The sequence below is a fragment of the Cohnella thermotolerans DSM 17683 genome (assembly GCF_000429825.1).
In the GTDB taxonomy this organism is placed as follows: Bacteria; Bacillota; Bacilli; order Paenibacillales; family Paenibacillaceae; genus Cohnella; species Cohnella thermotolerans.
Genome location: NZ_AUCP01000063.1, coordinates 12,981 through 35,081, shown reverse-complemented (window position 1 = coordinate 35,081; position 22,101 = coordinate 12,981). Strand labels below are relative to the sequence as shown.

The window sequence follows — 22,101 nt, the reverse complement described above, 5'->3', positions numbered from 1 at the left end:
AAGCTTTGGAATATTTAGGTCAAGCGTTCCAACCCGGGTATGCCACTCCCGGTGCCGGTATCCGTTCCGCTGATTGGTTCTTTCGGTGTTTCGTTCATAACGCTCGGCGCCGATCTGGGCCGCTACCTCCGCCTCCATCAACGAATGAACCAGCACATTCAGAGCTTCTTTAAGAAAATCAACATCACCATCAGAACCAGACTTGCGCAACAGCTCTAAAAGTGACATTCTATCTATAGAAGCCACGGTTTGATCCTCCTTCTAAAGTAGAGTCGCGTCACTTTAGTAGAAATCATACCGTGGCTTCCCTTGTCAAGAAGCTCGGCGCAATTTTACACCACTACTTGAGACTATAACGCTCCAGCCGCTTTTGCACTACATTGAGCGCCGCCATTTTTTCGGCAACAAACAGCACCGTCTTCCCGTGCGCCAAAGATGCCGCGATCAAATTCGTAATCGTCTGTGACTTCCCCGTTCCCGGCGGTCCATGCAACACAAAGCTTTTGTCTTGCAAAGCCGCGCTGATCGCGGTCATCTGCGAGGAATCCGCGCTGATCGGAAGCAGCAGCTCATCCGGCGCATATAGCTCGTCCAACTGATCGGCTTCCGGAAACGTCATGCCGGGGTCCCATTCCAGTTTTCCGGAGATCAGGCTGGCCACCACTTTGTTTTTGGCCAGATCGGCCGACCGGTTGCGAATATCATTCCACATGACAAAGCGGCTGAAGGAGAACAGTCCGATATACGCCGACTCGACGATGTCCCACCGCGGCAAATGCATTACCACATGGCGTATTGTTGTGAAAATGCCATTGATATCGATGCCCTTGTCGTCGCGTGGAAGCGGATCGAGACCGCCGATGGAGATGCCGAAATCTTGCCGAAGCATTTCCAGCAGGGTAATGTTGATTTGCGGTTCCTCATCCCTTGCCCGGAGCACGTAGCCCGAGCTTGAAGTCTTGCGGACAAGGTCGACCGGAATCAGAATAATCGGTGCGTAACGCGGCATTTCACTGGCCGTCGTTTCGTACCACCTGAGCAATCCGAGCGCCAGGTATAGCGTGTTGGCGCCGTTTTCCTCCAGCGACAAGCGGGCAGAACGGTACAAGTGCGTCGCTTTATCAAACAGTTCCCGCTCGCCCACATCGATACGGAGGCGCCTGTTTGCGAATTCTTCCTGTAACAAGGTGTTCAGGGGATCGTCTTTGCTGATGCTATGGAACAATTCCGCGCTGCGAGCCGTATTCTCCCAATCCAGGGGCCGGGAAAGCAAATTAAACTCCCTGCCCTCCGCAAGTGCATCCTCCAATTCGCCCAGCCGTGAATACAGGATGGGCATCGCAGCTTTGGTCAGCCGAAAGTTAAGCAGCGTGTTCCGCAAAGTCAAATCGAGCAGTTTTCGTTCCCACATCTGCTGCTTGGAAACCGCTACGGCGTCCACCTCGGCCGGCCGCCCAAGGATCGTGATTTCACCCGGCTCTTCCGTCGAGCCGGGTTTTGGCCGATCCTCCTCCACGATTTTCCACCCTTCGGGCGTCGAGATGCGAATCGGCAAGGGACGGATCGAGCTGGCACGAGCGCGCTTCACATCCACCAACCCCAAGAACGAATCAGGGTTAGCCAAATATGATAAAGCGACGGACTCCGCGTCCTGATACGAAGCCTGATTGCCAGCGCACATGAGCGTCGCTTCCGCGATGCTGATCTCATGTATGCCGGCAGCCAGCCTTTTGGTCAGCATCGTGATGTCGTCCTGAATGATCTCGGAAAACGTCTCCTGCACAAGCCAAACGCCCGGAAACGCATGGCCGTCGGTAAAAATGATTAGCGGATTCAGCCCCACCGCTTCCAAGCATGAGGCAATAAACAGAGACAAATCGAGACAATTGCCCATGCGTGTCCCAAACAAAGTGTCTGCCAGCCGGACGCGTTGCCCTCGCTCTTCAAAACTGGCCGGCGCCACACAGTATGTTATCTGATAGTCCCGCAACGCCGAATAAATGGCCGCCGCCTGATGGCGCACGCGGTTCGGATTCTTGCTCTGGTAGGCATCGAAAGAACGGTTGCCCGTCCATTTTTCCAAATACGCGCCCGCTTCGTGGATGACCTTGGCCACAGCAGGATGATTGGGCATGACGAAAGCGGCGACCATTTCCGGCATAGCGGCTAGCCCGCCCCACTGGTCGTAGGCTAGAATCGCAACTGGCGACTCTTCTTGATACAGAAGTTTTCCACCATGCTCGACCTGAAGCGTGAGCCGATCGAGTAGCCGCTCCGCTAAACCAGCCAGAAACGTTCCCGACACCGGCAAGTGAACCGGCCCCACTTCCACCGACTGACCCGCCGGTATGACATCCAGCGTCTTCGACCATTCCGCGGCAAAATCCGTACCCGGCTTGATGGTCACCGTTACTTGATGCAGATCCTCGGATGAATGGTTGACAAGCGTCAACTTGCGAACGACCGGCACAAAATTTTGCTGCATGGCATAATTGAGCACATCGTAACGCAGCCACTCGCATGTAATCGTTTGATTTTCAACGCTTTCCATAACTGCACCTCATAGACTCCAGGATTTCATGCTCCTTACAAACACATATATTGAATTTTTTCTTCAAAACAAGACTTTTTTCCTCTATTATTTTGAAAATTTGATATACCCCCTTGACCGTCTCCCTGTTCAAATCCTGATAGGCTAGACATTGTGGGTCCATTCGGTGGAGGCGAAGCTGCTCATCTTATTTGCAAAAGTGTAAACAAAAAATGAGCCAGGCCATAGTCTCAAGTGGCTTGGCTCATTTTTCCGCTTCAAAGCGAAAATCCACAACCTCATGCGGTTGTGGATTTGCATGGTGGAGGCGAGGGGAGTCGAACCCCTGTCCGAAGACAACGCCACACAGGCTTCTACGGGTGTAGTTCCAGTTTTGATGTCACCCGAGAGACGCCCCGGAACCGGCTTCTCGTTGGGTCAGCCTGATTGTCTTCTTCAGCTAGCCCCAGGCGGAGACTAGACAGCGTATCCCACTAAAGTTGAGCCCCTATCCCGCCACATGGGCGATGGAGGGTAGGAGCCTGGAGGCCGTTATTAGGCGGCCAGAGCCAGAGAAGGTTTCTTGTTTGCGATTATTCGCTTTCCGCGTTGTTGAAGCGGCCGCAGCCCCACTACCCGCTACCCATGCTCGAACTGTCCCCGTCGAATCCATAAACGCCCCCGAAAAAGTAGACCGTCATCGCAGCCAGGCGGTTGGGATGAACGGATGCCCAGCCCGTTATCTTAGCTTACAGGCTGGTTGATACGAATCGCTAGGCCGTCATCGTAGCTTACAGGCTGGATGAGACAGATCGCACGCCTCGCTTTACGATAAGAGCCTCCAACCGTCGGTCATTCGCAAGGCTTACTGTAGATCGATTCTGGTCGATCAGCATAATCCGGCGCAATACCGACAACCATAAGCCCATTCCCGAAATGCTGCGGTTCGTGCACGACGGCGCCGCACGGCAGGCGGCGGTTCTTGCATCGGTGCTTTCTTATTATACCACGTCCCGCGCGGGAAAACCGCACGATGTTGCTGTCAAACCCGGCAATCCCTGCTTACGCTGGCAGCCCGCGATTTCTGCCCTTGAAAGCCTGCCGCAAATGCGCCAAATCAGCTGTAAGACGACACTTTCTGCTTCTCGCGAAGCGCCCGCTGGATATCGCGCTGCGCGTCCTTCTTGGCCGCGGCTTCACGCTTGTCGTAGTTCTTCTTGCCTTTGCCGAGACCGATGAGACACTTGGCGTAGCCGTTGCGAATGTACACCTTAAGCGGCACGATCGTGTAGCCTTCCTGCTTGGACTGGCCGTACAGCTTGTGAATCTGCGATTTGTGCATGAGCAGCTTGCGCGCCCGCGTCGGGTCGGTCGGATTGAACCGGTTGCCCTGGGCGAACGGGCTGATATGCATGTTATGCAGGAAAATCTCGCCGTTCCGGATCGTCGCGAAGGCGTCGTTCAGGTTCGCGCGGCCGCCCCGAAGCGACTTGATCTCCGTGCCGGTCAGCACCATGCCCGCCTCGAAGGTTTCTTCGATGAAGTAATCGTGAGACGCTTTCTTGTTCTGAGCAAGCGGTTTGTCGTGCTGGTCTTTCTTCCCCATGAAAATCTTCATCTCCTTCGGCGGAACGACGTGCATCATCCCCGCAAAATCGGGGGTGGTCATTCATTATAACACGCGCCGTAGCCCGGAAACAACCGGACGAGCCACCCTTGTGAGGGTGTAGGAACAGATGCCTCCAAGGTTCGAGCAAACCTCCTTAAAAATCCGGTGAGGCGAGACTCGCGGACTTCGAGCGAACCCTCGGGGAGGCGTTAACCTCCAACCCAAAGAGCAGGCACGACTTACCGAACTTTTCACTCCGCTAAAATTAAACGCCCTTAAGGCACTTATCGATGAGCGCCATCCGGATGTACAGCCCGTTCTGCGCCTGGCGGAAGTACGCGGCCCGCGGGTCGCTGTCGACGCCCTCGGTAATCTCGCCGGCCCGGGGCAACGGGTGCATGACGATCGCGTTTTTCTGCATGCGGGACAGCAATTCCTCGTCCACGATGTATTGGCCGGATGCTTTCTCGTATTCCTCCAGCGAAGGGAAACGTTCCTTCTGAATCCGCGTCTGGTACAGCACATCGATGGAGCCCGCCACCGCGTTCAGATCGGTCGTCTCCTCGTAGCGGACGCCGCGCTCTTCCATGTACCGCTTGACGCTGCTCGGAATGCGCACGTTGTCCGGCGAGATGTAATAAATCATAACGTCTTTATAATTGGCCAAAATATAGCTCAAGGAGTGCACCGTACGCCCGTAAGCGAGATCCCCGACCATGGCGATCCGGACGCCGTCGATCCGGCTCATTTCCTTCTGAATCGTATACGCGTCCAGCAGCGCCTGCGTCGGGTGCTCCCCCGCTCCGTCGCCCGCGTTGATGACCGGCACGCCGGCCACCGCCGCCGCGCGCTTCGCCGCGCCGATGTCGGTATGCCGGATCACGATGACATCGCTGTATCCGGTCACGATGCGGATCGTGTCCTCCAACGTCTCGCCCTTGATCGCCGACGAGAATTGCGCCGCGTTTTCCGTCCCGATGACGCTGCCCCCAAGCCGCGACATTGCGGATTCGAAGCTGAGCCGCGTCCGCGTGCTCGCCTCGAAGAACAGCGTCGTCATAATCCGCCCCTCGTGGCTGCGGTTGCCGCCCGCCCGCACGACTTCCTCCATCCGCTTGGAAGCCTCAAACAAATCGTCTAGCTCCGCACGGCTGAACTGCTTCGCTCCGAGCACGTGATACAGATTCGGTTGCATTTTGGGAATCCTTCCTCTCGTCCGTTAGCCTGAACACACTAAAATCTATCCTATAGGATACGCCCCCAAAAGTAAAACGGATTATCGCATCCTCAGCACCCGAAACTCGGCTTCAATCTCGGCCATAGCGCGAAGGAACGATCGGAATAACGAAAGTTTCAATATATGCGAAAAGAAGCCGCCCGGACTAACGACGGCCCCTGCCCACTTGCTTGAATCCGAATCGACACGGCTCGCGGCAAAGCCGCTTCGACCGCCGGTAATTAGGCCGGAGCGAAGTGTCCAGTATGGACCGGATAGCTCTCCTGCGCGTAACCTACCGGATGTCCCACTTGCGCAAAGCCTCCAGCTTGCTCTTGCCTTCGGAGAACGCCGCGATGCCGAGCGAGCCGCTTCCGGGATAGATGCGCGCGGTCATAACCTTCTCCCCGTCCTGCAGGAACACCTCCAGCGAGGAACGGTCGACGAACGCCCGCAGCTTTAGCTTGCCGTCGCGCAGCGGGATTTCCGTCTCCCGAACGCCTCCGGGTCCGATCCCCGACCGGTTCCGGTCGAACGTGAACACGCCTTCCCGCGGAGAATAGCTCAGCACCGTCTCCTCCCCGCCGCCGACCCGGAGCTTCAAGCCGAACCTCTCCGCTTCTCCCGCGTCAAATACGGCTTCCAGCTCATAGCTGTCCCCCGCCGTCTCGAGAGGCGCCTCCCCTTCCAGTTCCACGCCCCGCAGCTCGAAAAATTCGCCCCGATAGCTCTCGATCTCCTCCACCGGCCGGAACCGGACTTGCCCGTCCCGCACGATCATCTCCCGGGGAAGCGTCATCGCTCCCGCCCATTGATGGCCTTTCTGCGTCGGCATGTCGCTCTCCCACATATCCATCCACCCGATGACGATCCGTCGGCCTCGATCGTCGAGCGCGGACTGCGGCGCGTAGAAGTCGAAGCCCTGATCCATCGGCGCATACCCTTCGGAATGGAACGCTCCGGTTTGCTCGTCCCAGCGGCCGCGCATGTACACCGTCGAGTGTAAGTTCCAATAGTCTCGCCCCTGGGACGGCATGCGCTGGGGAGAGAACATGAGGAAGTCCGTCCCGCCGATCGAGAAGAAGTCCGGGCACTCCCAGTTGTCCCCCATCTCTCCCCCGCTCTTGGCCATGACGCCGACGTATGTCCAATCCACCAGATCCCCGGATCGGTACAATAGAATCTGTCCGTTGCCTTGGCCGTCGTTCGAACCGAGCACGACATAATACATTCCGTTCCGCTCGAACACCTTCGGATCGCGAAAGTCCTTCCGGCTCGCCCCCGCCGGAATCTGCGGCAAGCCGATGACGGGGTTGCCCGCGTGCTTGCGGAAGCGAACGCCGTCGTCCGAGACGGCCAGGTTTTGCGTCTGCCGATAGTCGTTGGAAGCGTCCGGTCCCGTCACCACGTGGCCGGTATAGATCAGATGCAGCAAGCCGTCCTTCTCGATGGCGCTGCCCGAGAAGCAGCCTCCGGCGTCGTAGCTTTCGTCCGGAGCGAGCGCGATCGGCCGGTACTCCCATTTGATCAAGTCGCGGCTTACCGCATGGCCCCAATGCATCGGTCCCCACTCCGGCAAGTATGGGTAATGCTGATAGAACAGATGATAATGCCCTTTATATTGAACAAAGCCGTTCGGATCGTTGATCCACCCGTATTCGCCCATCAGGTGATAGTTCAGGCGATAATCCGGGCGCAGCTTAGGCTTGTTCTCTTGAATGAAGCGATCGGCGTTCTCCCGTGTATAAAGAATTGTCGGTTTGATAAGCCATCCTACCTCTGCGATTTATTTGATCGAACCTTGCATGACGCCTTGAATGATATATTTCTGGGCGAACAAATACACGACGATGATCGGAAGAACCGTCAGGACGAGACCGGCCATGAGCGGGCCGTAATCGACCGTGTACGTTCCGTAGAAGTTGTACGTCGACAGCGGGAGCGTGCGCTGCTCCGGATTGACCAATACTAGCGACGGAAGCAGAAAGTCGTTCCAAATCCACAGCACGTTCAGAATGGCGATCGTGGCCGTCGTTGGCGTCAGAACCGGCAGCACGATGCGGAAGAACGTCTGCGTTCTCGTGCATCCGTCGATCATGGCCGCTTCTTCGAGCTCGGCCGGAATGCTTTTCACAAAACCATGGTAGATGAAGACGGCCAGCGAACTGCCAAAGCCCAAATACATGTACACGAGCGACGCCTTGTTGTTGAGCATTCCGAGCGAGCCGTATATTTTCACAAGCGGAATCATGATGGCCTGGAAGGGAATAATCATGGAAGCCACCATGATGAGGAACGTATATTGGTTGACCTTCGTCTGATTCCGGACGAAATAATGCGCGGTCATCGCGGCGAACAGCGAAATGAGCAGCACGCTCGCCACCGTAATAATCAACGTATTCCAGAACGCCGACATGTAGCCCATTTTGCCGACCGCATACGTATAATTGTGAAAATTGAAGCGATCGGGAAGCGACATCGGATTGGACGTAATCGCGTTGTTTTCTTTGAACGAGTTCAGCAGCAGGAAGACGAACGGCACGATAAACAACAGGAGACAGACGGTTAGCGCGGCGTACTTCAGCCAGGAAGCGGCGAAATTGCGGGCTGCCATTAGGCCTCCACCTCCAGCTTCTTGCTGAAATACACCTGAAGCAACGTCACCGCGGCCACCAGCAGGAACAATACGAACGCCTCCGCTTGCCCGACCCCGTAGTCGCGGGACAGAAACGCCTTCTCGTACACGTGCATCGAGACGAACTCCGTGCTTTTGAACGGGCCGCCGTTCGTCAGCGACAGGTTGACGTCATATACCATAAAGCAGCGCTGCAGCGACAGGAAGATCGTCACGATAAAGGAAGGCACCATGAGCGGGAGAGTCATTTTGCGCATGCGCATCCATCCTCTCGCTCCGTCGATGCTCGCCGCTTCCAGAATGTCGTTCGGAACGTTCATCAGACCGGCGACGAAGATGACCATCATGTAGCCCGCATACTGCCAAACCGTTACGATGACAAGCGACCAGAACGCCTTGTCCGGATCGGTCAACCACGAATAGCTTAGCAGCGGGATGTCCGCCTTGGTGCCGAAGTAGACGAGAACCTTGGAGAAAATAAATTGCCAGATAAAGCCGAGCACGATCCCCCCTACCAAGTTCGGAACGAAGAAGCCCGCCCGGAACAGGCTCTGTCCCCGCATGCCCTTGGTCAACGCATAGGCCAGCGCAAAAGCGATGGCGTTGATGAGGACGACGGAGAAGAGCACATATTTGAGCGTCAGCGCGAACGATTGCCAGAAGTCCCGGTCCCGGAACACTTCGCCGTAGTTTTGAAATCCGACCAGCGTATGCGAGGTGGCGATGCCGTCCCAGTTCGTAAAGGTCAAATAAATCCCGTACACGAACGGTACGATCATCACCGTCAGAAAAGCAAACAAGGTAGGCCCCGTGAACAGCAGCCTGGTGCGCAGCCGGTTCCACACTCCCTTTTCCGCAATCATCAAGACACCTCTCGATCTACTTCACGGATTTCCAATAATCTTCGATCTCTTTGGCCAGCGTGGCCCGGTCGCTCTTCTGCGCCAAATATTTCTGCATGGACGCGCCGACTTTGGACCAGTGGTCCGCCGGAAGCGTGCTCATGGACGGCTCCGTTTTGCCTTTGGCCATATACGCCTGAATCGACTTGCCCAGCGGGTCTGCCGCCGGAAGCGTAATATTCTTGAACGCCGGGATGATGCTCGCCTTGTTGACGAGGAAGTCCTGGCCTTTGGCTTCGTAGACGATCCAGTTCAGGAACTTCTTCGCCGCTTCCTGCTGCTCCGGCGTGCTCTTCTCTTTGTCGATGACGATCCGTTTGGAGACCGCCGCCGAAATCTCCTGATTGCCATAGTCGTCCGGATTGTTGCTGATCGGCACCGGCAGGAAGCCGTACTGCCCGTTCGCCGTGTCGAAGCCGCTGATTTGCGGCCATGCCCAGTTGCCCATGAACCAGATGCCGACTTCGCCTTTGCCCAGCACTTCGGGACCGCGCTCATAGGCGCCGGACAGCGGGGACTTCTGGTCGAGGTTGTATCTCATCATGACGTCGAACGTATCCATTAGTCCGTTGAACACCTTGTTGTTCGCGAGATCGGCCGTGCCGGCTTTCAGCGAATCGAGGAATTTGTTCACTTCCGCCGGATCTTTGCTTTGGCCGGCATACGCAAGCGGCAAGTAGTGCGCGCCGAGCGACCAGTCCATCGGGGAGATGACGAGCGCCTTCTTGCCGGACGCTTCGATCTGCTTGAACAGATTCTCCAGCGCGCTTGTCGTCGTGATCGTGGACGGATCGAAGCTTCCGCCTGCCGCCTTATCGACGACAGCCTTGTTGTAAATGAAGCCGTAGCCTTCGATCGCCAGAGGGAACGCGTAATTTTTGCCGTCGAAGGTCGTCAGATCGGTGGCGTTCGCGACCGTATCCGCCATCCACTTCTCGCCGCTCAGATCGAGGATGCGGTCTTTGAACTTCTCGACGTCGCCCGTATCCAGCATAATCATCGTCGGCGGGTTGCCGGACGCATACAGCGCGGAAGCCCGCTCGAACGGGGAGCCGCCGGTCGGAACCGCTTGAATTTCGAGGGTAATATTCGGATTGTCTTCATGGAACGCCTTGGCGGCGTCTTCAAGCTGGGTTTGAATTTCGCCTTTCGAGTTGAGAAGCGTAATTTTAACCGCTTTTCCGGAAGCGCTTGCATTTCCGGCGCCGTTGCCTGAATCGGATGCGTTCGTGTCTTTGCCTCCTCCGTTGCCGCCGCACGCTGTAACGACCATGACGACAAGCAGCGACAGAATGAGCACTTGAAGCCCTTTGATTTTGTTCACGTTTCTTCCCCCAGTAAAATTTGATATTTTCGAAGAAAAAGACTGAACCGCTTACATTTCGGATTATATGTCAAACGTTTGACATATGTCAATCCTTTGACATACCGACCTGCAAAGCACCCGTGCGAGGCCGTCTTGATTCCAACCGGTTCGAACGAACGCAATGGAAGCCCCCGCTAATGGTACGGAGGCGTTCTAGGTCGTCGACCTCTCCACGAGTTTAACGGGAAGCACATTCTCCCTCTCGAAGGGCTCGCCCTCCATTTGCCTGCGAATCAGTTCCACCGCCAGCCGTCCCATGTCTTCGATGGGCTGCTTGATCGTCGTGATCGCGGGGGTAACCCAGGAGGCGGCATTCACGTCGTCGTAGCCGATAATCCGAATATCTTGCGGAATGGCTTTGCCCAGCATCCGGCACCGCTTCATCACGAAGGATGCGATAATGTCGCTGGTGGCGAATACGCCGTCGATATCCGGATGGTTATCGAACAGCTTGGCGATCAGCTGCTCGTATTCCTGCTGGTCGAAGACGTTCATTTCCGTCTGCAGCGTCACGAACTCGATCCCCGCCGAGCGAAGCTTCTCTTCGAAAGCCGCCGTCCGGAGATTCGACAGCATGTCCAGCTGCAGGTTGCCGCAGATATGGGCGATTTTCCGGCATCCTTTCCCGATCAGAAGCTCCGCCGCCAGCTCGCCCCCCCGATAATTGTCCGAAGCGACGTAAGGAAGGGAGTCGATCCGCCGGTCGATCGTCACGATCGGATAGTTCAAATTCCGGTATTCCTCCACCTCGAGCGTATGGCTGCCCATAATAATGCCGTCCACCCGGTGGCGCTTCATCATCTCGATATAATCCCGCTCCTTGAGGGGGTCGAGCTGGGAATTGCAAAGCAGCAGCTTGCAGCCCTGCTGATAAGCGTAGTACTCGATCGCATCGGTCAGTTCGCCGAAGAACGGATGCGAGACGTTCGGCACGATCAGCCCGATCAGGTTGGACTGCTTGCGCAGCAAGGAGCGGGCGATCTCGTTCGGCTGGTAGTTGAGCTCCGCCATCGTGTCGTACACTTTCCGCCGCGTTTTCTCGCTGATGTATCCTCGGTTGTTCAGTACTCTGGACACCGTCGTCACCGATACGCCGGCGCGCTCGGCTACGTCATGAATCGTTGCCATAAGGCCCCCTCTTGCCTCTTGTGTGCGGAGGCGACATCCAATTAAGGCCATTATACCATTGCATCTGGCCTTTCGGAGCGGCTGTAACGGACACTCCGTTCGTTATTTGCAGAAATATGTGCGCCATCCTCCTCTTAACGGACCGTCGTTCCGTTATGGCTTGGATTTTGAGCGAATCAGGCGCCGTTTCAAGCGAATAACGGATTCCCTGTCCGATAACTCATCATAAATAGAGTTCATCCGCGAAATAAGAGCTCTACGGTCCGTTACCGCCCAAGACGCCGGGTCCTTGCCACAAACCAACGGCAGCCGGCATCCATGCACGGCGAAGAAGCTTTGCGAAAGAGCGATTCAGCCAGAAAAAAAGAGCCGTCCGGACGAGCCGGCGACCCCTTTTGCAGTTACTTTTTGGTTTTCTTGCGTTTGGAAGGCTTCGCGGCTTCCGCGCCGGCGGGGGAGGCGGTTGCGGCCGGGCTTTGCTTGCCGCCGGTCCGCTTCTTGCTTCCGCTCGCCGCGGCTGCCTGGCCGTTGCCGGCCCGCTTCTTCCCGTCGCCGGCTGGGCGGCGTCCGACCTTCTCGTTGCGTCTGCCGCCCCGTTCGGCCTCGTCGTCGTCGTAACGGGATCGGCGGCCCGCCGCCGAGACGGGCAGCCCCCACATATCGAGGGTCACGCCTTGGCCGCGCGGCACCGGATCGGGGATGTAATCCGCCGAATCCTTGTTGGCCGGGCCGCCCTCGCGCGCCAACGTCGCCTTGATCGGCCGCGTCCGGCCCTCGCCGATAATGTCGCCGCCGCCGAACACCGCCGGCGGCTCCGCCTGCTCGCGGCCGTCTCCGCGCCGGCCGCGCCCCTTGCCGCCGCCCGCACCCGCGGCGGCCTCCCCGCCGCGCCGGCCGCCCGGCGCCGGCGCCAACCCGCGGGCCGCGCCGCGCTCTTCGCCGCGGCCCGCCTTGCCCGCGCGCTTGCGGCTCTTGCCGCCGCGGCGCGCGCCCTCGGCCGGGCCGGCTTCGCCCCGGCCGGCCCCTTCGCGTTCGCTGCGCCCGAACGCGACGACCTCGCCGCGGCGCTTCCGCTTGCCGCGGCCGCCGCCCGCGCCGAAGCCTCCGCCGCGCGCGTCGAGGAACTTCACCTTGTTCGCCCGGCGCGGCTTCATGTCGACGAGCTCGAAGTCGATCGCGTATTCGTCCATGTTTACCCGCGCCACGCGGATGCGCACCTCGTCGCCGATCCGGTACACCTTGGACGTGCGCTCGCCGATGAGCGCCATATGCAGCTCATGGAAATGGTAATAGTCGTCCGACATGTCGCTCAGCCGGATCAGGCCTTCGACCGTGTTCTCCAGCTCCACGAACATGCCGAAGCCCGTCACGCCGCTGATGATGCCGTCGAATTCCTCGCCGATTTTGTCCAACATGAACTCGGCCTTCTTCAGCTTCTCCGTGTCGCGCTCCGCGTCGACGGCGATGCGCTCCCGCTCGGACGATTGCTGCGCGATATCCGGCATGCGCGCCCCGAGCGCTTCCATCCGTTCCTCCGGCAGCATGCCGCCGTTCTCGAGCACCTCGCGGATGATCCGGTGGATGACGAGGTCCGGATAGCGCCGGATCGGCGACGTGAAGTGCGTGTAGAACTCCGCCGCCAGGCCGAAGTGGCCGAGGCTCTGGGCGTCGTACTTCGCCTGCTTCATCGAGCGCAGCATCATCGTGCTGAGCACGGTCTCTTCCTTCGTGCCGCGGATTTCCTCCAGCAACGTTTGCAGCGCCTGCGGGTGCACGGAATTGCCCTTGCCCTTCACCGCGTAGCCGAAGTTGGCCGCGAACTGAATGAACGTCAGCAGCTTCTCGCTGCTCGGCTCCTCGTGAACCCGGTAGACGAACGGCACCTTCAGCCAGTGGAAATGCTCCGCCACCGTCTCGTTCGCCGCCAGCATGAACTCTTCGATGATCTGCTCCGCGATCGACCGCTCTCTTTTGACGATATCGACCGGCTTGCCTTCGCTGTCCACGATGACCTTCGACTCCTGGAAGTCGAAGTCGATCGCGCCGCGGCGCATCCGCCGCTGACGCAGCGCCATCGCCAGCTCCCGCATCGTCCGGAACGTCTCGACGAGCGGCGCGTAGCGCTCCATCAGCTCGGGGTCTTCGTCGACGAGGATCTTGCGGACGTTCGTGTACGTCATCCGCTCCTTCGTCTTGATCACGCTTGTGAAAATATCATAGCGAACGCGCCGCATCGTCTGCGGCTCGAACTCCATCTCGCACGACAGCGTCAGCCGGTCCACCTGCGGGTTCAGCGAGCAGATGCCGTTCGACAGCCGGTGCGGCAGCATCGGAATGACGCGGTCGACCAGGTAGACGCTGCAGCCCCGGTTGTACGCTTCCTCGTCCAGCTTCGACTTCTCGCGCACGTAATAGCCGACGTCCGCGATATGGACGCCCAGCAGCAGATTGCCGTTCGGCAGCCGCTCCACGTTCACCGCGTCGTCGAGGTCCTTCGCGTCCTCGCCGTCGATCGTGACGATCGTCTTGCCGCGCAGATCGCGGCGGCCTTGGCGCACGATCTCCTCCTCCGTAATAGAGTCGGGGATGGCTTCCGCTTCGGCCATCACCTCTTCGGGGAACCCTTCCGGCAAGCCGTGCTTGCGGATGATGCTCAGAATGTCGACTCCCGGGTCGTCCTTATGGCCAAGAATTTCGATAATTTCGCCTTCGGCCGCGGACCGGCCTTCCGGATAATGAATGATGTTGGCGACGACCTTCTGGCCGGTCACGGCGCCGTGGAAATTTTCGCTCCGGATAAAAAGATCCTTGTTAATCCGCTTGTCGTCCGGAATGACGAAGCCGTAGCTCTCGTGGTTCTCGAACACGCCGACGATTTGCGTCACCGCGCGCTTGACGATGCGCACGACCTCGCCTTCCAGCCGCGAGCCGCCTTCGCTCTTGGACGTCACCCGTCCGAGGACGATGTCCCCGTTCATCGCGCCCTTCAGATCGTTCGCGTGAATGTACAGATCGGGATGATCCGGTTCGTCCGGCAACAGGAAAGCGAAGCCCTTCGGGTGGGCCTGCAGCCTGCCCCGCAGCAAATTCATCCGCTCCGGAACGCCGTAGCGCTCCGTGCGGGTTCGCATAATCTTCCCTTCCTGCTCCAGCTCGGTCAACAACTTCAGAAAGTCTTTAAATTCAGCGGCATCCTCGATGCCGAAATGCTTTTCCAGTTCCTGGTACGTCATCGGCTTATACGCATTCTCGCGCATGAAGCCCAGCAGCTCCTGCTCCGTACACAATGGCACCCGCATCACCTCGTCCTGCTTCTAGTATATACGCTTTTCTTACCTAGCAACCGGGTACCCGTCCATTGTCGATACACAAAAAAAGCGGGAAGCCCGTGCTCCCCGCTCTCCGTTCCTCTTATTAAGCTTTGACCACGTACGCGACCAGCAGCGCCAGAATGAAGAAGCCGATAGCGAACGCAATCGTCAGCCGCTGCAGGAAAAGATCCATGCCGCGCGCCTTCTGCTTGCCGAACAGGTGCTCCGCCCCGCCGGTGATGGCTCCGGACAAGCCCGCGCTCTTGCCGCGCTGCAGCAGAACGACGCCGATCAATCCGATCGAGAAGATAAACAAAAGAATTTTCAGGAAAATCTCCACTGCCGATACCCCCCGCTATAAACGCAAAATCCGATCCGAATCGGAAAATAACGTTGACGATTGCCAGATAAACAGCATTTTCATTGTACCATAATCGATTCGGGGTGACAACTGACAGCGTCAAGCCTTTTCCGGCGATCGGTTCCGTTCGGCATCCGCCCCTGCAAGCTGCCGGGAAACCAGATACGACATGCCGAGCAGCGCCGACGTCTCCGGATCTTGCGCAACGACGAAGCGGGGCGCTCCCCACGACAGCCAGGCCGAAGCCTCCAGCCGTTCCGTCAGCCGCGGGAGCAAAACATCGGCCGACTTCATGAGGCCGCCGCTCAGGATGACAACCTCCGGATCGTAGGCGTGGATGAGGTTAACGATGCCCGCCCGCCAATGGACGATCAGGTCGTCCAGCAGCCGGTTCGCGAAGCGGTCGCCTTCGAGCGCCGCCTTGACGATCGCTTCGTAGCCCCAGCCGTTCTCCCGCGCCAGCGCGCTCGCCGCGAAGCCCGGCAGCTTGGCCGCACGCTGCGGAATCGACCAATGACTCGCCTGCGCTTCAAGGCAGCCTGGGTTGCCGCACGCGCATCGCACGCCGTAGACGTCGGTCGTCAAGTGGCCGCCGAGGATGCCCGCCTGGTCGTGCTTGCCCCGGACGACCCGGCCTTCCATCATCGCCGCCGTGCCGATGCCGGTGCCGAAGATGACGAGCACCGCGTCCCGTTCGCCCCGGGCGGCGCCGTAAGCGACCTCGCCGAGCAAGGCGGCGCGGGCGTCGTTCTCGACGGCGAGCGGAAGGCCGAACGCCGCCTTCGCCCAGCCGGCGTAGTCGTAGCCGATCGCGTCGGTATATTTGCCCTTGATGGAGACGAGCGTCTTCCGTCCGGTATCCACAATGCCCGGCAGCGACAGGCCGACGCCCTCGCACTGCCCGAGGTCGGCGCCCGCCCCGGCCAGCAGGCCGCGTACGGCGCGCTCCGCTTCCGGCAGCCGGGCGAGCATGCCGTCGCCGGAATTCGCGGGTATGCTCGTCTTCGCCAGCACCGCGCCTTCTTGTACCAGGCCGATCTTGATGTTCGTTCCGCCGAAGTCGATGGTGACGTTCACGAGGCGATCCTCCTCAACGAGAAAAAAATTCAAGTTCTTACGTAAGCCTTGATCGTAGCGAACCGCCGTCCGTCGGCCGGCCGCTTCGCGGGCCGGATCGTGTACGCGCCGACGGAAGCCGGCACGATGAACGTCTCCGCGTACCGCACCGTGAACGGGGCAAACGCGCCGGTCGGGCTCTCGACGACCGCTTCGTCCCCTTCGACGAGGTTCAACACCTGCACGCCGCCGTTCGTGTGATGCTCGACCTTCGTATCGAACCAATGGCGGCGGGTTTCGATGAACTCCAGCTCGTGGAGCCCCGTCCGCTCCTCGACCCAGCCGTCCCCTTCGGCCACCCGTTCCGCGCGATTGACCAGATTGCGCTTCGTCCACTCCGTGCGGCGTTCCCACCGGATGTTGCGCTTGCCATGCTCCAGATGCACCGGACGGGGCTTGCCGTCCAGTCCGAGCCGGTCCCAATCCCACAGCTTAAACGTAAAGATGTAAGGCGTCGCGCTGATCTCAAGCACCATCGCGCCGGCGCCGGAGCAATGCACGGTGCCGGCCGGAATGAGGAAATGGTCGTGCTTGCGCGCCGGGAAGACGTTCACGTGCCGCTCGGCCGGGAACGACCGCTCTCCCCGCTGCGCTCGTTCGAGATCGTCCATCATCCGCTCGGGATCGACGTCTTCCCGAAGCCCCAGATAGACCGACGCCTCCTCCGTCGCATCCAGAATGTAATAGCTCTCGTCCTGGGTGTACGCCATGCCGAACGTTTCCTTGATGTAATCCGTCAGCGGATGAACCTGCAGGCTCAGGTTTTGTCCGCCGACCGTATCCAGGAAGTCGAAGCGGATCGGGAATTCCGCGCCGAACCGGGCGTATACCCGTTCGCCGAGCAGCGCTTCCGGCTGGGCGAACACGACGTTGATCGACGGAAGCTCGATTCGCGTCTGCCCGTACAGGAAGTAAAGGCTGTTCTCCTCCGGCACCCCGTCGAAGCCCCACGCATACGGATTCGCCTGCGGCTCCAGCCCGATGCGCTCCTCCAGCCAGTGTCCGCCCCATACGCCCGGATCGAAATACGGCACGAGCCGGAACGGCCGGCTCGCCGTTTGCCGGAGGCCCGCACGCAAAGCCGCTCCGGTGACCATCCGGGGATCCCGCCTGCGGTTCGTATCCAGGTAGTAATCCGCCCGCTCCAGCAGCTTCCTTTTCAACCGGTCCGCCGTTCGCCATTCGACGAAGAACCCCCGTTTATATTTGCGAAGAATGTCTTCCTCTTCGTTGTCTGCCCGCCAATTGCCGAATTCCTTGCTTCGGTAACGCTGCTGAATCTCCCAACGGGCCAGGTCGGCGTAAACCAGAATGTCGTCCTCTCCAAGCAGAAGCGAAGCGCCGAAACCGGCGACGATGACGACGCCTTCCCGCACGTCCCGAATTTGCCGGGCCAGCGCCTCCAGCTTCCCGGAATCGTACCATTCGTCGATCGTAAAAGGCGCCATATACCCGAACACGCGGTCGTCCGTCAAATATCTCGCAAGCAGCTCGTTCAGCCGGTCCCGCTCCAGCGCAGCTTCCTCCGATCGGACGACCAGCGCCGGGTTGAGCGGCCGCAGCCCTTCCACAATCTCTTCGATCCGGACGGCGGGATAGCATTCGACGACGATAACGGTCCTCTCGCGCCCCTCGATCCGGGCGGCCAGCTCCCCGGCGACGGCGGCGTACCCCTCCCAAGCTTCGCGGTCCCAGCCTTCGATGCGGATGACCGGTTCTTTGTCGTAAGACGGCATGCGGATTCCCCCTTGTCCTCTTCGCGGCTCTCTTGTTATCCCCTACATTATAGAAATCCGGCGAGGGAGAGTCTTTGCATGAACAAGACGGCGATTTATAAAAAATAGACATGTTCCGCAACCGTTGAAATCGCTTCCCGCGTCCATTATGATGGGTATAATTCCGAGCGGATGGTGTTGACGCATGGACTTTACGCAGCAAGAGCTGGACAATTGCAACGCCGTTCTGAACGATTACGCCGTGCATGTGAACGGCGCGGAGCTGTCGTTTTACGTTCACTATTGGGGCGGCGAGACGAGGCTGCTCACGAACCATGTCCATAAGCATTCTTTTTTCGAAATATGTTACGTGACGGACGGCGAGGGCTTCTACGAGGAAGGCGGAGAGCGGTGGCCGCTCGGCAAGGGCACGCTGTTCATGTCGCGCCCTCACATCAAGCATCAGATTATTAGCGATAACGGGCTGTACATCGTCTTCGTCGCCTTCGAGGTGATCCCTTCGGATTCTTCCGAGGAAGGGGTCAAGCGGTATCTCGGTTTGGAGAAGTCCCGGACGTTCCTGATCGGGCAGGCGGAGCGTCTTCCTTCCGTGCTGATTTGGAATGCGCTGCTTAAGCAGATTCCGGCGACGAGGCGTTTTTTCGACGACAGCGTCTTGAGCTTGGCTTGCGCGCTGATGGCTTCCTTCGAGAGCGCGTTCGCCGATCAGCGGGAGCCGGCCAGAGCGCTGCCCGCTCACCCTTCTTCCTCCACCCTCGTGCACCGGGCCAAGCTGTACATCCGGGACAACCTGTCGCAGGAATTGAAGCTCTCCTCGGTTGCCGATTATTTGCACGTGTCCCCCCGGCATCTGTCCCGCCTGTTCGGCGAGGAGCTGGGGCAATCCTACTCTAGCTACGTCCGCAAGGAGCGCATCCGGCACGCCGTGTCGCTGCTGACGACGACCGATTGGTCGATCAAGCGGATCGCGGAGGAGACCGGCTTCGACACGGTGCATTACTTCACGACCGTGTTCAAGTCGGAGATGGGCGAGCCGCCGGGGCAATTCCTCAAGAGGCTGAAGGAGCATACCGAGTTGTTCTGAGGGAGGCGTTCGTCCGGCTTATCCCTCCGCTTCAGGTTGCTTGCGGTGGTTTACCGATTCCGGCGCATGGCTTGCCACACCCCCTTGTTTACGCTTTTGAACCCTTATCCCCGTACCTCAGACATCGGTCTCCCATCGGCTCTGTCCCGGTTAGGTGCCGTTTCGAGTTCCTCCCCCCGCGTCTGCGGCGAGGTGTCGCGTTGACCGGCGGAGCAGAGGGGATAAGGGAACAAGAGTGAAAAAAACTACGACTGAAGCGCTCGGCCCCCTTTGGCGCGCTGTACCCGACATCGGCGGCTTACAGAGGCGATCAGCTCCGAATGCGCTCGGCAAGACGATTTTCGTCTTGTTCAGCGGCTCCTCTTCACCTAGAATAATCAAATCCTTTTGTTTTGAGAAAAAAACGGTCGATGAAGGCTCCATAAGCCTCATCGACCGTTCTCTATGCGCTACTTGGAGAGGCGAATCCGGATCGTGGCCAGCCCGCCGGGCGCGAGCAATCCGCGAGCCGTGTCTCCGGCCGTTTCCAACTCGGCGACGTTCTCCTCCAGCACATTCGCGAGATACGCCCGCTCAATCGCCGCTCCCGGCAGGCGTATGGCGAAGGGCGTTCCTACTGCGGCCTGCCCGCTCTCCGCGCCGATCGCGTCTTTCGCGCTGGCGCCGCCGCGCAGATCCCGTCCGTTCCGCAGCCGGACGACGATGCCGTCGCCGTCTTCGGCCGGCTTCACGTAGGTCGCCTCAATGCCGTCGCCCGACACTTCCAGCAGCGTGCCGCCCGTCTCCTCTGCACATTCGACGGCGGGGAACAGCTGCACCGGGTGCGCAGCCTCGACGCCAAGGCGCAGCATCTCCCCGCTCTCGAACGACCGGAACGGCGTTATCGTGTAGGTGAGCGAGATCGGCCCCGGCTGGCTCGCCCGGAAGTTGGTGTCCCAGTAATTATTGATCGGCCAGGCGAGCAGCAGCGGGTTGGCTTCGCGCTCGACGGCGGCGCTCTCCCTCCCGAAGCGGAATCCGCCGATCTGGACGAGCGGCGCGTCCGGGCATGCGAGGGTGACGCCCCGGCGGCCGTCGAACACCGACACCGCCCGATCGACGGTCACCCAGTCCCGGCTAACGCCGGGCAATTGGTCGTCGTCCAGCCGGACAAGCGTCCCGGCCGTGTCGTATACGGCTTGCCAGCCCGCGTCGAGGCGAAGCGGGAAGGCGAAATAGATCGACTCCGGGGCCCGGTCGTCCGTCTTGTCGAGCTTCGCTTGCAGCTCGATGCCCGGGCGGTCGCGGAACCACGTGATGCGCTGCTCCAGACGCCGCACGCCGGGCGCTTCCCAGACGAGCGTCAGCGTGGCGCCGCTGTCATGCGCTTGAGCGGTGCAGGACAGCAGCTTCTCCGCGCCCCGCCGCTCGGCTTTCCAATCGCGGTTCCAGCAGCTGATGTTGTTGTTGCCCTTGTCGACGTCGCGCGGGAACAGCGTATCCCGGCGGCGTGCGTTGCGCAGCGGGTCGGGCGTCTCGCGAACGTACTGGAACCAGGTCCATTCGCTGTCCGGATCGATCAACGGCTCGTTGGCTTTTTTATCGATAAGCTCGACAATTCGCCCCGTATCCCGATCATAGGCGACGCGGTAGAATGGCGTATCGATAAGACCGTCCGCTAGATGAATTTCGGCCCGTTCGGCCGCGCCGCCGGCCAACGCCTTCAACGGCATCTTCTTCCAACTGAAGGGCGGAAGCGTGACATAGCCGTCGACCGGCGCCGTCCAATCGATATCGTCGTTGTTGCGGTGGACGAAGAATCGGCCTCCGGTCGTATGCCGGCCTTCGTGATACCAGTAGGCGGGGATCCGAACTTCCTCCGTCCGCTCCACCGAAGTCGGATTGACGAGCAGAACGCCCTCCGGACGGCCCGACTGCGGCGGATTGCCGGCGAACCGCTCCATCTCCGCGTTCAGCAAATACCCGCTCAAGCTGTTCGCCTGGTGGGCGAAGTGAGCTTTGTGCCCCCAGAGAACCTTCGTGTACTGCGCGTCGGGATCGCTGACCGAGATGTTGGCGCCCCACGTATGCTCGTCGTACAGCTGCGTCTGCTCCCAGGCTTCGGCGTACAGGGCGGCTTCCGCTTTCCCGGTCGAACCCTCGCGGAAGGCGGCGAGGAACTCCGCGCTTTGCAGCGCGATCTTGGCCCGGCGGCTGAGGCGCGTCTCGTCCGCTGAGCTGGCCGCCCCGAAGTTCCAATAGTCCGTCCAGTCGCCCGAATGCACCGGCACCGACTCGGGCGGCAGATCCTTCAGCCGGTCCAGCAGCATCTCCGGCGTCGCCATCCGAATCTTCGGGCCAAGTCCTTCGGCGTTCCATCGGCGGATCATCTCGAGCAATTCCCGGTCGGGCGGCGTATTGTCGAGCATCGGGATGTTCGTGGCCGACAGGTAGATGAAGTCGTAAGGATAGTCTTCTCGTTCGAGCCTTGCCATGTAGCGGCCCAGGCCCGCCTTCATCTTGTCCATGTCCTTCTCCCACAGTTCGCCGAACTGGGTAAACAGCGAATAATGCTCGCCGTGGAACGTCAGCAGCCGCCTGCGGTCGGGCGTTTCCCAGCGGAAAGCGCGCGGACGCCGGAAGGGAATGCCGCCGAAGTGCATGTTGATGCCCGTCGTGTACAGTTCGATTCCCGCGTCAAGCAACAGCTGCGCGAACGTCCACGGCTGGCCGTTGATGTCGTGATTGATCGCCGTGCGGATCGGCGCCCCGAACCGCTCCCGCAGCGTCCGGACCGGATACAGCGCTCGCGCCATCTCTTCGGCGGAGCAGAGCGGCGTGCTGTGCATGTATGCCGCCGTCAGGCAGATTTGCCCGCTGCGGACGCAAGCCTCGAAACGCGCGATTTGCCGGCTGTCGGCCGTCTCCAGCCACCGGACGACCGGCGCCGTCGCCTCGCACGTCCAATAGAAGCGATCTTCGATCGGATCGTCCGCCGTCGCCTCGCACAAGTCGATGGCCTGATCGATGTACGATTTCTGCAGTTCCCACAGCACTGGCTGCGGATGGGTGTAGCCGACGTCCAGATGGCTATGGTGATAAACGAGAATTTCCCGGATGTTCGACAT

The 22,101-nt window shown here is 59.6% G+C and carries 15 protein-coding genes and 1 other RNA gene; 1 reads left to right on the top strand and 15 read right to left on the bottom strand.

Going from position 1 to position 22,101, the window contains the following annotated elements; genetic code table 11:
• The 14 genes from G485_RS29120 to G485_RS0113360 all read right to left on the bottom strand — a co-directional run.
• Window positions 1-246, bottom strand: a 246-nt coding sequence (locus G485_RS29120; protein WP_027092981.1) for a transposase, incomplete at its 3' end; no start/stop codon positions are given.
• Window positions 247-340: 94 nt separating this feature from the next.
• Entirely contained in the window at window positions 341-2,551 is a 2,211-nt protein-coding gene (locus G485_RS0113415; protein ID WP_027092980.1) for a DUF4011 domain-containing protein, read from the bottom strand.
• 299 nt (window positions 2,552-2,850) lie between these two features.
• Window positions 2,851-3,213: a transfer-messenger RNA gene (gene ssrA, locus G485_RS29115) on the bottom strand.
• Window positions 3,214-3,647: 434 nt separating this feature from the next.
• A complete protein-coding gene (smpB, locus tag G485_RS0113410; protein WP_027092979.1) occupies window positions 3,648-4,136 on the bottom strand; it encodes an SsrA-binding protein SmpB in 489 nt (162 codons plus the stop codon).
• Between the two features lie 268 nt (window positions 4,137-4,404).
• Window positions 4,405-5,334, bottom strand: a complete 930-nt coding sequence (pyrB, locus tag G485_RS0113405; RefSeq protein WP_027092978.1) for an aspartate carbamoyltransferase — start codon at window positions 5,332-5,334, stop codon at window positions 4,405-4,407.
• Between the two features lie 316 nt (window positions 5,335-5,650).
• Window positions 5,651-7,054, bottom strand: coding sequence for a glycoside hydrolase family 32 protein (locus G485_RS0113400; RefSeq protein ID WP_276203361.1), 1,404 nt, complete (start codon window positions 7,052-7,054; stop codon window positions 5,651-5,653).
• Window positions 7,055-7,141: 87 nt separating this feature from the next.
• Entirely contained in the window at window positions 7,142-7,969 is an 828-nt protein-coding gene (locus G485_RS0113395) for a carbohydrate ABC transporter permease (RefSeq protein WP_027092976.1), read from the bottom strand.
• A complete protein-coding gene (locus G485_RS0113390; protein ID WP_027092975.1) occupies window positions 7,969-8,853 on the bottom strand; it encodes a carbohydrate ABC transporter permease in 885 nt (294 codons plus the stop codon). The genes G485_RS0113395 and G485_RS0113390 overlap by 1 nt, the downstream gene beginning before the upstream one ends.
• A gap of 16 nt (window positions 8,854-8,869) precedes the next feature.
• On the bottom strand, window positions 8,870-10,165 hold the full coding sequence (locus tag G485_RS0113385) for an ABC transporter substrate-binding protein (RefSeq protein ID WP_051318259.1): 1,296 nt from the start codon (window positions 10,163-10,165) through the stop codon (window positions 8,870-8,872).
• A gap of 246 nt (window positions 10,166-10,411) precedes the next feature.
• Window positions 10,412-11,386 (bottom strand): LacI family DNA-binding transcriptional regulator, encoded by a 975-nt coding sequence (locus G485_RS0113380; protein ID WP_027092973.1) that lies wholly within the window; start codon window positions 11,384-11,386, stop codon window positions 10,412-10,414.
• Window positions 11,387-11,787: 401 nt separating this feature from the next.
• Entirely contained in the window at window positions 11,788-14,673 is a 2,886-nt protein-coding gene (rnr, locus tag G485_RS26410) for a ribonuclease R (protein WP_084423302.1), read from the bottom strand.
• A gap of 127 nt (window positions 14,674-14,800) precedes the next feature.
• Entirely contained in the window at window positions 14,801-15,037 is a 237-nt protein-coding gene (secG, locus tag G485_RS0113370; RefSeq protein ID WP_027092972.1) for a preprotein translocase subunit SecG, read from the bottom strand.
• Window positions 15,038-15,157: 120 nt separating this feature from the next.
• Window positions 15,158-16,135, bottom strand: a complete 978-nt coding sequence (locus G485_RS26405; protein ID WP_051318258.1) for an ROK family protein — start codon at window positions 16,133-16,135, stop codon at window positions 15,158-15,160.
• 29 nt (window positions 16,136-16,164) lie between these two features.
• Window positions 16,165-17,910, bottom strand: coding sequence for a class I mannose-6-phosphate isomerase (locus G485_RS0113360; RefSeq protein WP_027092971.1), 1,746 nt, complete (start codon window positions 17,908-17,910; stop codon window positions 16,165-16,167).
• A gap of 184 nt (window positions 17,911-18,094) precedes the next feature.
• Between G485_RS0113360 and G485_RS26400 the strand changes: the two genes are divergently transcribed.
• Complete coding sequence (locus G485_RS26400; protein ID WP_051318257.1) at window positions 18,095-18,994, top strand: helix-turn-helix domain-containing protein; 900 nt, start codon at window positions 18,095-18,097, stop codon at window positions 18,992-18,994.
• Window positions 18,995-19,443: 449 nt separating this feature from the next.
• On the opposite strand, the gene G485_RS0113350 is transcribed toward G485_RS26400, so the two are convergent.
• A complete protein-coding gene (locus tag G485_RS0113350; RefSeq protein ID WP_027092970.1) occupies window positions 19,444-22,101 on the bottom strand; it encodes a glycoside hydrolase family 38 N-terminal domain-containing protein in 2,658 nt (885 codons plus the stop codon).

Excerpts from the sequence above, each read along its gene's own strand:
- G485_RS0113385 (WP_051318259.1), bottom strand. The coding sequence starts at position 10,165 with ATGGTCGTTACAGCGTGCGGCGGCAACGGAGGAGGCAAAGACACGAAC.
- G485_RS0113395 (WP_027092976.1), bottom strand. The coding sequence starts at position 7,969 with ATGGCAGCCCGCAATTTCGCCGCTTCCTGGCTGAAGTACGCCGCGCTA.
- pyrB (WP_027092978.1), bottom strand. The coding sequence starts at position 5,334 with ATGCAACCGAATCTGTATCACGTGCTCGGAGCGAAGCAGTTCAGCCGT.
- G485_RS0113390 (WP_027092975.1), bottom strand. The coding sequence starts at position 8,853 with ATGATTGCGGAAAAGGGAGTGTGGAACCGGCTGCGCACCAGGCTGCTG.
- G485_RS0113350 (WP_027092970.1), bottom strand. The coding sequence starts at position 22,101 with ATGTCGAACATCCGGGAAATTCTCGTTTATCACCATAGCCATCTGGAC.
- G485_RS0113415 (WP_027092980.1), bottom strand. The coding sequence starts at position 2,551 with ATGGAAAGCGTTGAAAATCAAACGATTACATGCGAGTGGCTGCGTTAC.
- smpB (WP_027092979.1), bottom strand. The coding sequence starts at position 4,136 with ATGGGGAAGAAAGACCAGCACGACAAACCGCTTGCTCAGAACAAGAAA.
- G485_RS0113380 (WP_027092973.1), bottom strand. The coding sequence starts at position 11,386 with ATGGCAACGATTCATGACGTAGCCGAGCGCGCCGGCGTATCGGTGACG.
- G485_RS26400 (WP_051318257.1), top strand. The coding sequence starts at position 18,095 with ATGGACTTTACGCAGCAAGAGCTGGACAATTGCAACGCCGTTCTGAAC.
- G485_RS0113360 (WP_027092971.1), bottom strand. The coding sequence starts at position 17,910 with ATGCCGTCTTACGACAAAGAACCGGTCATCCGCATCGAAGGCTGGGAC.